The sequence below is a fragment of the Actinoplanes sp. NPDC026623 genome (genome assembly GCF_040638275.1).
Taxonomy (GTDB): Bacteria; Actinomycetota; Actinomycetes; order Mycobacteriales; family Micromonosporaceae; genus Actinoplanes.
In genome coordinates, this window is sequence record NZ_JBEZXZ010000103.1 from 16,073 (window position 1) to 30,278 (window position 14,206).

The window sequence follows — 14,206 nt, forward strand, 5'->3', positions numbered from 1 at the left end:
CGCCGGCTAGAGCGGCAGGGGGTCGATGTCGCAGTTGGCCCGAACCCCCGCACCGGCCGCCTTGGTGGCCGGGTGCCCCTCGCCCAGAGAGGTCCGGAACCCCTCCATCATCCGCTCGAACAGCGCGCTCGCCTCGGAGACCTGGCCCAGCCCCCGCAGGTCCATCGCGAGGTTGACGCCGCACGCCAGCGTCGTGGGGTGGCCCGAGCCGAGGGTCTTCTCGCACACGTCGAAGCTCTCGGCGTCCAGCTGCCGGGCCTCCTCGTAAGCACCCATCTCGAAGTGGTCACTCGCCAGGTTGATCCGCGCGGACAGGACCAGCGCGTGTGACGGCGCGAGCCGCCCGGTCAGGGCCTCCAACGCCTCGATGTCCAGCGTCCGGGCCCGGTTGTGCTCGCCGAGCAGCCGCAGGGTGACGGCCAGGTCGGATTTCGCGCCCGCGGTGTGCGGGTGGGCGTCGCCGTACAGCGCCGTCAGGTTCTCGATCGCCTTCTCGCCGGACTCACGTGCCGCCGCCAGGTCGCCCGTCACCCGCTGGTCGATCGAGACGGTCAGCAGGGCGAGCACCGAGTCCGGATGTTCCGCGCCGTAGCGGTTGCGATAGCGGCGCAGCACGTCGCTCGACAGCTCGAGGGCGTCCACGTGCCGGCCCGCCTTGCGGCGGAAGCTGGCCAGCTGGTGGCTCTGGCGCAGCAGGTCGGGATGGTCCTCGTACTTCAGCATCTGGCGCGCGGTGGCCACGACGTTCTCCTGGTCGGCGTGCGCCTGCACGTAGTCGCCGAGTTCGCGGCGGTCCAGGTTGATGCCGCCGTTGGTGTTGAGACTCTCGGTGTGGTCGGTGCCGTAGGTCTGCACCCACCGGACGTACGTCTGCTGGTCGAGCTGGAGGGCGCGGCCGTACAGCCCGGACAGCCGCATGCTCACCGCGAGGTTGTGTGCCGCCCTCAGCGTGAACGGAACGTCGTCTCCCATGCTCTCGGCCGTCTGCTCATACACCTTCTGCGAGCGTTCCAGCGCGCTCGTGAAGTCGCCGACCACCCGGGCGTCGGACGCGACCGCGCCCGCCGCGCGCAGGGTCTCCTCCGCCCCTTCGCCCAGGACCTGCTGGTAGAGCTCGTAGGTGCGGGCGTTCAGCCGGGCCGCCGCGGCGTAGTCGCCGACCACGAAGTTCAGGTAGCCGAGCCAGAACGCCAGCAGCAGCGTCTTGAGATCGGTCTCCTCGGCCTGTTCCAGCCACACCGTGTAGGCGCGCTGGGCAAGGTTGCGGGCCTCGACGTGGTCACCCCACCGCCACAGGTACTCGACCTCGTTGGAGACCATGTCCCGGACGAGATCATCCATCGAATTCTCGGCCTTGGAGGCGATGATGTGCGGGTACAGCTCCGCGTAGCGGGTCCAGTGCTCGGGCTCCCCGGGTTGGTCCGGGTCGTTGCCGGCGAGGAACAGGTGGGCGTTGTGCCGCATGGCCTCGCGGGTGTCCGGGTCCATCTGGTTGATCAGCACCAGCTGAACCAGGCGGTGCATCTGGATCGACCCCGTGCGGTGGTCGAACCGCGCCAGCGCCAGCTTGCTGATGGTCTTGATCGCCTGGTCGCGCCGGGCGGCGTTGCGCACCAGCGGATCGAGGTTCGGGTCGATCTCCAGCCCGCGCGGTTTGGAGAGCAGCACCTTGCCGATCGGCTCGGGCGCGAAGAACGCACAGAGCTGCAGGAGCCGCAGCGCCGACGGCTCGCGATCACGCAGGCCGTTGAGGGAGATGTTCCAGACCGCGGCGACGTGCGCCGGATAGTCGACCTCGGCGGCGGAGGTCTCCTCGTCGAGCTCGCGCTGGCTCTCCTCGAGCCGGACCAGATAGTCCGCGGCGGTCATCCTGTTCTCGGCCCGCCACGCCGCCGCCGCCTCGATCGCCAGCGGCAGGTCGCCGAGCACGTTGGCGAGCTTGTCCGCGTCCTTCACGGTCAGCGCGGTGTCGCGGCGGCGCATCAGCTCGATGCTCTCCTGCCGCTCGAAGACGTCCACCGGCAATGTGCTGGCCTTTCCTGCCCAGTTCGGGTTGCGTGACGTGACCACGATGCTGCCGGGGCCGCCCTTGGGGAAGAAGCGCTCGACGGCATCGGGATTCTCGGCGTTGTCGAAGACCAACAGCCAATTGGAGTACGGACGGCCGACGCGCAGCGCCTCGATGACCGCCGGCACCGCGGTGTTGGCGGTCGACGGAACCTGAAGGTTCAACCGCTCGGCGAGCTCGGCGAGCGAGGACTGGATCTGGGCGGGCCGCTCCGCCGGGATCCACCAGATCAGGTCGAAGTCCTGCTGGTGCAGGTAGACGTACTCGATGACCAGCTGGGACTTGCCGACGCCGCCCGCGCCGTGCACGGCCTCGGGGAGCACCGCCGTGGTGCCCGCGCGGAGGCGCTGGTGCAGGGCCTCGAGCAGGTCGCTCCGGCCGGTGAAGTTGGGATTCCGCAGCGGCAGGTTACCCACGACGGCCGGCAGCCTCGTAGCGTCGCGGGGCGCTGTCCGCAAACGCTCGGTGGTGGCAAGCATGTGCCCTTCCGCGTCGTGCCCGAGATCTGACGTCAACGGCCCGCTACTGGCCGAACTCGGCGAACCTTTGGATGACGTTATCTCAGACATAGCGGACTCCATGTGAAAACCGGGCGATGCCCGTCGGGGGGAGGTCTGGAGTTTTTGGGGCGGCACGGGCTCACCGATGGCCCGGCCCAGGCGTCGGGCGGCGTCCAGGTTGGGGCCGCCCAGTGCGAGGTGGACCGCGAGCTCGACCCGGAGGAAGGGCAACGCGGCAGGGGTGACGCGGCCGTACTCGGCATGTCGCGGATCCTTGATCCGCAGGGTCAGCTGGCGGGCGGCCTCCACGTCGTGCGCCAGCTCGCCCTCGACCACGTGCTGCACCTCGATGATGCGGTCCCGGAAGGCGCTGCTGAGCAGGGCCGGGCGCACGCCGTAGACGAAGTCGTAGACGATGCGGGTGTCGTCGCTGCCCGTACCCTGACGGACCTGGCGGACCAGGTCGCTGGTCAGGACCTCGGTGAGATGGACCAGGTCGGGATGCGCGACCGTGCGCTGCAGGGCCCTGATCATCCGCGCGTTGAGGGGTGCGGCGGCGAGCCGGACCGCCAGCGCGACGGCCTGCGGCGACGCGGTCGCACGGAACCTCGCCACCAACGCCGGCGCCCGGACGTCGAGCCCGGACTGCTCGGGGTCGCCCTCGGGCGGGACCAGCAGGGCGGGCGTGCTGACCGCGCCCTCCGGCGTCCGGCCCGCGAGCCGTGCCCACCGGCGGATCCAATCGGCTCCCGGCTCGAGGATCGGCACCGCGGTCTTGCCCGCGTCCCGGTCCCGTTCCGCGGCCGAGCGGAGATCCAGCCCGGACAGCCGCCACGGGGTCGACGCCGTCGGAATCGGCGGCTCCGCGGGACTCCAGAGCACCTCCGACACCCGCAGGCCCTGGTCGTGCCAGCGCTGCTGGGGGAGGAGATTGACGACCGCGGCCATGCCGATGCGGGCCCATTCGGCGAGCAGCCCGCCGATCCGTCCGCGGCGCCACGAGCGCGACCGCCCGTGCGTGACGAGGAAGACCGCGCGCGGGCCGGTGGGCCCGGCGGCCAGGGCGCGGGGGCCCTCCGGGCGACCGGCTATGGCGAGCTCGTTGTCCGCACCCACGACGAGGGCGCAGGTCTCCACCGAGACGAACCCGCCCTCGGTCTCCAGACGCGACTCGAGCGCCGCGATCTCGGTCGACCAGAACTGCATGACGGGGTCGTCGTCGACCACGAGGATCGCGACCGGCCACGGACCCGAGGGCAGGCGCGCCGGTGCGGCCGACGTGGGAGCGCGGGTGAGGGAACCGTCCGTCATGGTGCGATCGCCATCCCGGGCAGGGGGGCTTCGCGCAGCGGGCCTTCGGACAGCACAGGGCGAACGGCGTCACCACATGCGCGGTGGCAGTTCCCGCTCATCCGCGGACCCTTCCCTCGTGACTGCCGAGCGAGGCGGCATGCCCAGGTTGCCGGTCAGGATCGTCCCACAAGATCACCAATCTGTGACCGGCGTGCCCGTCGAGGATCTTGGGGTCCTCATGCCACGCCGCTCGCCTTAACTCTGCGACACGCAATGGCAGTTGCGCTACATCCTGGGAGGAGATGTGGGTAGGACCGGCCGGCGCGTTCAACTCAACGTCGACCATCGATGTAACGACCTCGCACAGATCCCCTCGCCTTGCTTCAAAACTCCGTTCCCAGACAATACCAGGCAGACCGGCGCGAAGCCCGACAAGAAGCTGCATTTCGCCCAGGGTGTCCGGGAGGGGTGGTTCACTGAGGACGAGCACGACGGCGGCGGCCTTCTCCTCGAGCGCCGCCTCAAGCTGAACGTCGGCATCGTCGGGCGCCGCACAATGGACCGGCCCGGCAGCTGCGACCCGGTCGTGGGCGGCTCGCCACCGCACCCGCCACGCCCGGTGCCACCGGTCGGCGCGCAGGCGCTCCAGGCTGCGGATCACCACTGGATAGTGGATCGACAGCTGCCGTGGCAGCTGGGTGTCGAGCTCGAGCCGCCATCGGTCGACCGGCTCATTGATCAGTTGACTCGGCAACACGAACTCGATCGACACCGGGCCGGCCCGGTCGCGCCAGCGGCGTTCGATGTCCGTCACGATCTGATCGACGGCCGATTCCAGGTCGTCGCGGCGCACGTACTGGTCGGCGCCCTTGGTGGGCTGCCAACCGCTGGCCGCCCATTGGTACCAGTGCGAAACGATGTACGTATCGTCGTCCGCGCCGTACTTCTCGAACTGAAAGATCAGAAAGGCGGTGCTGTCGCCGGTCGTGGCGGAGGCGGCCGGACCGGGTATCAGCTCCGGGACGATCCAGGCGTCGTCCAGCTCCCGGATGAGCTCCTGCAGCCGCTGCTGCGAACGGGCCGGCACCCGTGGCACCACCGCCAGCCGTTCGAGGAATTGCAGCCAGGCCGGGCGGGTCGCGGCATCGGACAGCGAGGCCAGGTGCGCGAAGACCTCCCAGGCCGAGTCGCAATAGTCCGGCACCGGCTCGACGCGACGATCCGCGACGAACCTGGCCAGGTCGCCCGTGACCCGGACGGACATGAGATCCGTTCGGAGCCAGATCAGGTTGTGCTCGGCGAACTGATCGAACACCTGCCATTCGTCGGCCAGCCGCTGCAGCGACTGCGCCCGGTCGACGTCCGGTTCCAGCAGGTCCAGGCACTCCGCCAGGCAGCGAAGTCCGCCGGTGTGTTCGACGCAGGCCCGTACGATCTGGAAGAGTTTCGGCCGGGGCTTGCTGATCTCGGAAAGCTCGAGCCGAACACCCAGGGCCGCCTCGAGCTCGGTCAGCAGCAGCTCACGAATGTTGGGGTCGCGGATGGTGTCGGACCCTACGAGCAGGTCCGTTGTTTCCCGCATGATCCGGCGACGCTCCTGCGCCAGGGCGGGGGAGACCCGGCGGGTGTCACGAGCATTCGGCATGGATCAGCCTCGTCCGGCGGGCTGGGCTGCGGTCATGCCGGGGACTCCGACCGGAACGGGCGGCCCCGGGCGGCGTCAGCCGCATCGCTCCCGCACGGCGCCGTTGTGGGCCGCTGACCGTCCCGCTCAGGCACGACGGCCCCCCGGGCGGCGCCGGAGGGGTCTGTGACCAGGGGGCGGGCCGGGCGAGTGAGCTGCTGAGGAGCCGCATCGGCGAGCAACCCGCGACCCGGCCGAGGGCGGCCGCTGATGCCGGGAGGCCGGGGCTCATCGGCCGCCGCGGTCATAGGCGTCGCGTCCACGCCGGCTGGATGGCTGAATTCGTAGTCGGAGCCGAGAACGACAGTAACCTCGGGCGACATGGACCCATGCTATTGAAGCTACGCATGAGTAACCGCCGATGAATCTGTCATGAACGCGACAGTAGAACGATCCCCAATGTACTGAACCGGAAGGCGACCCGCCCGAACCTTCCGCCATATCGGGATGAATCGACGGGCCGCACCGCCGGGTGGTTCCTTCCCGTAGTTCGCCCCGTCGTGGCGGTCTCTCCAGCGGCGTGCGGAGAGACCGGTTGTTCGTCGGGTCAACGCTGACGTCCCAGCCGATCCGGCCGACCGGCGTGCAGCGGCCGGCGGGCCGCCGCCAATGCTCGGCGGCAACCGGGCGATCGCTGATATGCCGTGCGGTGCATGCCGTGATGGGCAAGCTCCGGATGGACGGGGCGGTGCTGCCTGACGACCACCGGGCCGCGTTCGAGCAGGCATTCGGCCATCCATTTGGGACCTTCACATATCCACCACGGAGCGGCCGAGGGCCTGGTGGCCCGGTCAGTGGACGCCTTCTGTACATCGGGATGGCTCTCTGGCGGTGAAGGCGTGGCGGCTCGCGCGGGGTGATGGAGTCGATGCCGCTGCCGATGATCTGCAGCCGGGCCGCGCGCAGGGCGACCGACGGGATGGCCGCGAGTTCGCCGGCCATGGACCCGATCTGGATCCAGGTCAAGGGGGCGGTGCGGTCGGCGCGGGCGGTGAGCAGGGGGAGCATGACCCGGGCGGACTGGTCGCCCCCACACGTAGTCGATCACGACGTCGGCGTCAGCGGCTCGGTCGATCGTGTCGTAGGTGATCGTCTCGTCCGGGCCGAGAGCGGTGAGCGCCGCGAGCCGGGTGGTGTGGCGTCCGGCGGCGCTCACCTGGGCGGCGCCGAGAAGCTCGCGTGCCGAAGGCGGGCGTCAGGCTGCCGCCTGCCGGGCAACCCTCCGGGAATGGCGAAAAGTGTTGCCGGAGCCATTAGCGAAATGCAAGACGCGACCATTGCGTTCGCGCCGCATAACGGTTTTCGCGTGCCGATCCGACGTGACGAGTGCTCGACGCCGAAATTCCAGGGCCAGAAGTGTTATGTGCGCGAGCGCCGGCGAGTCGGTGTGGTGACGCCACGAATTCTTCGCATGGTGCGTGAGGTGCCACCGTACGGGTCTTGAGCAGCGCAGATCGACCCGATGTCGGGGGTTGACGAGGGTGCTCGGTCAAGATAACGGCAAAAGACCTCTTGAATGTCTTGAAACATCCTGGCAACCTTCCGAGACAAGATGTTAGCGCTCTCATCCGGAGCGGATATCCCGCTGGAACTCGGCTCGACCAGCGGCTGAACCGGTGTGAGCGATAACAGGCATCCCCGTTTCCGGTCGATCGCCCAGGAGGCATAGCCATGCCCAGAAGAAGACGGTGGTTACTCGCGGCCGTCCTTATCGCCGCCCTGGCCGCGGTCGGCGTCGCCGCCCAACCCGGTGCGGCCGCCGCGGAATCCAACGGCGGGACCCGTGTCATGCCACTGGGCGACTCCATCACCGAGGGCACCCAGGTGCCCGGGGGATACCGGATCGGCCTGTGGCAACGGATGGCGGCCGCCGGATACCGGGTGGACCTCGTCGGATCCCAGTTCAACGGGCCGACCGCTCTCGGCGATCACGACCACGAGGGCCACCCCGGCTGGCGCATCGATCAGATCGACGCCAACATCAACGGCTGGCTGCGGACCACCACCCCGCGCACCGTGCTGCTGCACATCGGCACCAACGATGTGCTGCAGAACTACAACGTGGCCGGGGCGCCGGGCCGGCTCTCCACCCTGATCGACCACATCACCGCCGCCGCGCCCTCCGCGGACGTCTTCGTGGCCACCCTCATCCCCATCGCCAACTCGGGCCAGGAGGCCGCGGCGCGCACCTTCAACGCCGCACTTCCCGGCATCGTGCAGGGCAAGGGCGCGCGGGTCCACCTCGTCGACATGCACGCCGCGCTCACCACCGCCGACCTGATCGACGGAGTGCACCCGACCAGCACCGGCTACGACAAGATGGCCGCCACCTGGTACGCGGCGCTGCGCTCCGTGCCGGGCTCCATCGGCGACCCGGCCACCGGCACCGGCGGGTCGCTGGTCGGCACCGGCTCCGGGCGCTGCCTGGACGTGCCGAACAGCAGCACCGCCAACGGCGTTCAGCCGATCATCTGGGACTGCAGCGGCGCCGCCAACCAGCGCTGGGCCTACGACGGTCAGACCCTGCAGTCGCTGGGCAAGTGCCTCGACTCGCCCACCGGTGCCACGGCCGGTGCCAAGGCGCAGCTCTGGGCCTGCAGCGGCGCCGCCAACCAGCGCTGGGCGTTCACGTCCGGCGGCACGATCCGCAACGCGCAGTCCGGCCTGTGCCTGGACGTCACCGGGAATGCCACCGCCAACGGCACCGCGGTCGCCCTGTGGACCTGCACCAATGCCCCCAACCAGCTCTGGACGAGGCGATGATGAAAAAGCTAAAGACCATGCTCACCGCGGGCCTGCTGCTGCTCGCCGGCGCCGCGGCCGTCCTGCCCGGCTCCGCCGCCCGGGCACTGGACAACGGCGTCGCCCGCACCCCGCCGATGGGATGGAACAGCTGGAACACCTTCGGCTGCAACATCAGTGAGTCCCTGATCCGCCAGATGGCCGACTCGATGGTCAGCAGCGGCATGCGCGATCTCGGCTATCAGTACGTCGTCGTCGACGACTGCTGGTTCAACCCGAACCGCGACGGCTCCGGCAACCTGCAGGGCGATCCGACCCGCTTCCCCAGCGGCATGAAGGCGCTGGGCGACTACCTGCACGGCAAGGGCCTGAAGTTCGGCATCTACGAGGTCCCGCTGGACAAGACCTGCGCCCAGTATTTCAACAGCTATCCGGGCGCCACCGGCAGCCAGGGCCACGAGGCGCAGGACGCCCGGCAGTTCGCCGCCTGGGGCGTCGACTATCTCAAGTACGACTGGTGCTCGCCGACCGGCTCGATCAACGATCAGGTCACCACGTTCGCCAAGATGCGCGACGCGCTCGCCGCGACCGGCCGGCCGATCGTCTACAGCATCAACTCGAACAGCGTCCACGCCAAGACCGGCCCGCAGCGCAACTGGGGCGACGTCGCGAACATGTGGCGCACCACGGAGGACATCAGCGCCGCCTGGGACACCGGGCAGACCAACGGCTACCCGATGGGTATCAAGAACATCGTCGACGTCACCGTGCCGCTGGCCGGGTACGCCCGGCCGGGACAGTTCAACGACCCGGACATGATGGAGGTCGGCCGGAGCGGCCTGAACGACACCGAGCAGCGCAGCCACTTCGCGCTCTGGGCGATGATGGCCTCGCCGCTGATCGCCGGCAACGACCTGCGCTCGATGAGCACGGCGACCCAGACCATCCTGAAGAACCCCGCGCTCATCGCGATCAACCAGGACACGCTCGGCCTGCAGGCGACGCAGGTCTCGAACGACGGCACGCGCCGGGTGCTGGCCAAGCGGCTCGCCAACGGCGATGTCGCGGTCGCCCTGTTCAACCAGGGCGGCTCCACCACGACCGTGTCGACGACCGCCGCGGCGGTCGGCAAGTCCGGCACCTCGTTCACGCTGAGCGATGCCTGGAGCGGCGCGACGACGGCCAGCACCGGCGCCATCAGCGCCGGCGTGCCCGCCCACGGGACGGTGGTGTACCGGGTCAGCGGCGGGACCAGCACGCCGCCGCCGACCACCACCACGACCACGCTCGTCAGCGCCTCCTCGGGGCGTTGCCTCGACGTGCCGAACTCGGCCACCGCCAACGGCACCCAGCCGGTCATCTGGGACTGCAACGGCGGCGCCAACCAGCGCTGGACCACCTCCGGCCAGACCATTCAGGCGCTCGGCAAATGCCTCGACGCACCGGTCGGCGCCACCGCCGGGGCCAAGGCCCAGCTGTGGGACTGCAACGGCGCCACCAACCAGCAATGGACGATCAACTCCGACGGAACCATTCGCGGCACGGCCTCCGGGCTCTGCCTCGACGTCGACCACAACCTCACCGCCAACGGCACGCCCGTCCTGCTGTGGACCTGCGGCACCGCGGCCAACCAGCGATGGAGCCGGGTCTGATGCCCAAGAGATCGTTCGCCGCCCTGCTCTGCACCGCGGTCATGCTGCTGCTGACCGCCGCGTTCCCGGCCGCCGCGCACGCCGACAACCCGATCGTCCAGACCGTCTACACCGCCGATCCCGCACCACTGGTGTACAACGGCCGCGTCTATCTCTACACCGGCCACGACGAGGACAACTCGACCTACTTCACGATGAAGGAATGGCGGGTCTACTCGTCCGCCGACATGGTCAACTGGACCGACCACGGTTCGCCCATGAGCCTGGCCACCTTCAGCTGGGCCAGCGCGAACGCCTGGGCCGGCCAGGTCGTCGCGCGCAACGGCAAGTTCTACTGGTACGTACCGGTCACCAACCGCGCGACCGGGCGGATGGCCATCGGTGTCGGCGTGGCGACCAGCCCGACCGGCCCGTTCACCGACGCGATCGGGCATCCGCTGGCCGAGAACGGCGAGATCGATCCGACGGTGTTCATCGACGACAACGGCCAGGCCTACCTCTACTGGGGAAACCCCAACCTCTGGTACGTGCGGCTCAACGCGGACATGATCAGCTACAGCGGCGGGGTGACGCAGATTCCGCTCACCACCGCGGGGTTCGGCACCCGCACCGGAAACGCCAGCCGGCCGACCCTGTACGAGGAAGGGCCCTGGGTCTACAAGCGCAACGGGCTCTACTACAACGTGTTCGCCGCCAAATGCTGCTCGGAGTTCATCGGTTACTCCACCGCACCCGGGCCGACCGGGCCGTGGACCTACCGGGGCACCGTCATGCCCACCCAGGGCGGCAGCTTCACCAACCACCCCGGGGTGATCGACTTCAACGGCAGTTCGTACTTCTTCTACCACAACGGCGCGCTGCCCGGCGGCGGCGGATACACCCGCTCGGTCGCCGTCGAGAGATTCAGTTACAACGCCGACGGCACCATTCCGACGATCACCATGACCACGAACGGCGCGCCGCAGAACGGGACCCTCAACCCGTACGTCCGGCAGGAGGCCGAGACCATCGCCTGGAGCTCCGGCGTCGAGACCGAACGGGCGAGCGAGGGCGGCATGAACGTCGGCTACGTCGAAAACGGGGATTACATCAAGGTGAAAGGCGTCGCGTTCGGCGCCGGCGCGACCTCGTTCTCCGTGCGGGCCGCGTCCGCGACCGCCGGCGGCCGCATCGAGTTGCGGCTGGACGGCACCAACGGGGCGCTCGCCGGGACGTGCACAGTCCCGGGGACGGGCGGCTGGCAGACCTGGACCACCATCAGCTGCCCGGTCAGTGGCGCCACCGGCACGCGCGACCTCTACCTGCGATTCACCGGCGGCAGCGGCTACTTGTTCAACCTCAACTGGTGGCAGTTCGCCGGCAACTGAAACAGCCATGACGTTCTCGTTTCGGTGCCGGTGAGACACCTCCGGCGCCAGGATCCGCACGCGCACCCCATTCGAGGAGTAGACGATGAGGGCCAGCCCCGCAATATTCCGCCGACCGTGGCGCCCGCTCGCCGCCGTCCTGACCGCTGTCCTGAGCGCGGCCCTCGTCCTCAGCGCCGCCTCGCCGTCCGCCGCGGCCACGATCGACACGAACGCCTCGTACGTGCTGATCAACCGCAACAGCGGCAAGGCCCTGGACGTCTACAACGTCGCCACCAACGACGGTGCGCGGATCACCCAGTGGACCCGTAACGACCAGGCGCAGCAGCAGTGGCAGTTCGTCGACTCGGGCGGCGGCTACTACCGGCTGAAGTCGAAGCACTCGGGCAAGGTGCTCGACGTCTCCGGGGCCTCGACCGCCGACGGCGGCGCGATCGTGCAGTGGACCGACAACAACGCCGCGAATCAGCAGTTCAGCGTGCAGGACATCGACGGCTACATCCAGCTGATCAACCGCAACAGCGGCAAGGCCGTCGAGGTGCAGGGCGCCGCCACCACGGACGGCGCCAACATCGTGCAGTACGCCGACTGGAACGGCACCAACCAGCAGTGGCAGCTCGTGAAGCTCGGCGGCGGCGACACCCCCGGCACCGGCACCTTCACCAACCCGGTGGTGTGGCAGGACTTCGCCGACGGCGACATCATCCGGGTCGGCGACGCCTACTACTACTCGGCGTCGACCATGCACTACTCGCCGGGCGCGCCGATCCTGCGCTCCTACGACCTGGTGAACTGGGAGTACGCGGGGCACTCCGTGCCGCGGCTGGACTTCGACTCCTCCGCGTACGACCTGTCCGGCGGCCGCGCGTACGTCAAGGGCATCTGGGCGTCGGCGTTCAACTACCGGCCGAGCAACAGCACCTATTACTGGCTGGGCTGCACGGAGTTCAACCGCACCTACGTGTACACGGCGTCGGCGGTCGACGGCACCTGGTCGAAGAAGGCCCGGATCAACAACTGCTATTACGACGCCGGGCTGCTGTTCGACAACGACACCCCGTACGTCGCGTACGGCAACGGCACGATCAGCGTCGCCCAGCTGTCGCCGGACCTGACGTCGCAGGTGCGGTCGCAGGCCGTGTACACCACGCCGTCGAACATCGGCACCCTCGAGGGCAGCCGGATGTACAAGCGCGGCAACTACTACTACATCTGGGTGACCCGCCCGGCCAACGGCCAGTATGTGCTGCGCTCGACCAGCCCGTGGGGTCCGTACGAGCAGCGCCAGGTCCTGCTCGATCTTCCCGGGCCGATCTCCGGGGGAGGGGTGCCGCACCAGGGCGGGCTCGTGCAGACCCAGAACGGTGACTGGTGGTACATGGCGTTCACCGACGCCTACCCCGGCGGCCGGGTGCCGACCCTGGCCCCGATCACCTGGAGCAACGACTGGCCGGTGCTCACCACGGTCAACGGGCGCTGGGGCGCGAGCTACCCGAAGCCGAACATCACCACGTCGAGGACCGTCCAGCCGATGATCGGCGCGGACACGTTCACCGGAAGCACGCTGGGACCCCGCTGGGAGTGGAACCACAACCCCGACACCGGCAGGTTCAGCGTCGGCAACGGGCTGCGGCTGTCCACCGCGACGGTGACGAACGACCTGTACAACGCGCGGAACACGCTCACCCACCGGATCCAGGGCCCCACGTCCACCGCCACCATCGAGCTCGACTACTCGCAGATGGCCAACGGCGACCGGGCCGGCCTGGCGATGCTCCGCGACTCCTCGGCCTGGATCGGCGTCCGCAAGGACAACGGCGCCACCCGGGTGTCGATGACCAACGGCCTGACCATGAACTCCAGTTGGGCCACCACCGGCACCGGCACCGAGGCGGCCGGCGCGACCGTGAGCGGCGGCAGGCTCTGGCTGCGGGTCAGCGCCGACATCCGGCCCGGCTCGGGGCGCACCGCCACCTTCTCCTACAGCACGAACGGCAGCACCTTCACCGCCCTGGGCCCGGCGTTCACCCTCAACAACGCCTGGCAGTTCTTCATGGGCTACCGCTTCGGCATCTTCAACTACGCCACCCAGGCTCTGGGCGGCGCGGTCACGGTCGCCCGATTCGACCTGACCACCCCCTGATGTACGCCCACCCACAGGAGTCCCCGATGACAATGCACGTCACGCCCGTACCGGTCGCGTCGCGCCGCAGATGGTGGCGCGGTGCCCTCGCCGCGATGACCTTGTTGGTCGGTGCCGGCGGCATCGCGGTGACCGCCTCGTCGGCGTCCGCCGCGACGATCGACACCAGCGCCTCGTACGTGCTGGTCAACCGCAACAGCGGCAAGGCCCTCGACGTCTACAACCTGGCCACCAACGACGGCGCGCGGATCACCCAGTGGACCCGTAACGACCAGGCGCAGCAGCAGTGGCAGTTCGTCGACTCCGGCGGCGGCTACTACCGACTGAAGTCGAAGCACTCGGGCAAGGTGCTCGACGTCTCCGGGGCCTCGACCGCCGACGGCGGCGCGATCGTGCAGTGGACCGACAACAACGCCGCGAATCAGCAGTTCAGCGTGCAGGACATCGACGGCTACATCCAGCTGATCAACCGCAACAGCGGCAAGGCCGTCGAGGTGCAGGGCGCCTCCACCGCCGATGGCGGCAACATCGTGCAGTACGCCGACTGGAACGGCGCCAACCAGCAGTGGCAACTCGTGCCGGTCGGCTCGGGCGGCACTCCCACCACGCCCACGACGCCGCCGCCGAGTGGTTGCACTCTTCCGTCGTCGTACCGGTGGACGTCCACGGGTGCACTCGCCACCCCGAGGTCGGGCTGGGCGTCACTCAAAGACTTCACCACCGTGCCCTACAACGGCCGGCACCTGGTCTACGCCAC

Annotated in this window: 8 protein-coding genes; 6 read left to right on the forward strand and 2 right to left on the reverse strand. The window is 69.1% G+C overall.

Annotation, left to right across the window (positions count from 1 at the left end):
- Positions 1-6: 6 nt before the first annotated feature.
- Both fxsT and AB0F10_RS26790 read right to left on the reverse strand, forming a co-directional pair.
- Positions 7-3,879: an FxSxx-COOH system tetratricopeptide repeat protein gene (gene fxsT / locus AB0F10_RS26785; RefSeq protein ID WP_360630596.1), complete on the reverse strand. Its 3,873-nt coding sequence runs from the start codon at positions 3,877-3,879 to the stop codon at positions 7-9.
- A gap of 97 nt (positions 3,880-3,976) precedes the next feature.
- Positions 3,977-5,506, reverse strand: coding sequence for an effector-associated domain 2-containing protein (locus AB0F10_RS26790; RefSeq protein ID WP_360630599.1), 1,530 nt, complete (start codon positions 5,504-5,506; stop codon positions 3,977-3,979).
- 907 nt (positions 5,507-6,413) lie between these two features.
- Here AB0F10_RS26790 and AB0F10_RS26795 point away from each other — a divergent pair.
- From AB0F10_RS26795 to AB0F10_RS26820, 6 genes are all read left to right on the forward strand, one after another.
- Complete coding sequence (locus AB0F10_RS26795) at positions 6,414-6,989, forward strand: hypothetical protein (protein WP_360630601.1); 576 nt, start codon at positions 6,414-6,416, stop codon at positions 6,987-6,989.
- 227 nt (positions 6,990-7,216) lie between these two features.
- Complete coding sequence (locus tag AB0F10_RS26800; protein WP_360630604.1) at positions 7,217-8,308, forward strand: ricin-type beta-trefoil lectin domain protein; 1,092 nt, start codon at positions 7,217-7,219, stop codon at positions 8,306-8,308.
- On the forward strand, positions 8,305-9,939 hold the full coding sequence (locus AB0F10_RS26805; RefSeq protein WP_360630607.1) for a ricin-type beta-trefoil lectin domain protein: 1,635 nt from the start codon (positions 8,305-8,307) through the stop codon (positions 9,937-9,939). The genes AB0F10_RS26800 and AB0F10_RS26805 overlap by 4 nt, the downstream gene beginning before the upstream one ends.
- On the forward strand, positions 9,939-11,306 hold the full coding sequence (locus tag AB0F10_RS26810; RefSeq protein WP_360630609.1) for a glycoside hydrolase family 43 protein: 1,368 nt from the start codon (positions 9,939-9,941) through the stop codon (positions 11,304-11,306). The genes AB0F10_RS26805 and AB0F10_RS26810 overlap by 1 nt, the downstream gene beginning before the upstream one ends.
- 85 nt (positions 11,307-11,391) lie before the next feature.
- Positions 11,392-13,449: a family 43 glycosylhydrolase gene (locus tag AB0F10_RS26815; protein WP_360630612.1), complete on the forward strand. Its 2,058-nt coding sequence runs from the start codon at positions 11,392-11,394 to the stop codon at positions 13,447-13,449.
- Between the two features lie 95 nt (positions 13,450-13,544).
- On the forward strand, positions 13,545-14,206 hold a 662-nt coding region (locus AB0F10_RS26820; RefSeq protein ID WP_360630618.1), incomplete at its 3' end, for a non-reducing end alpha-L-arabinofuranosidase family hydrolase.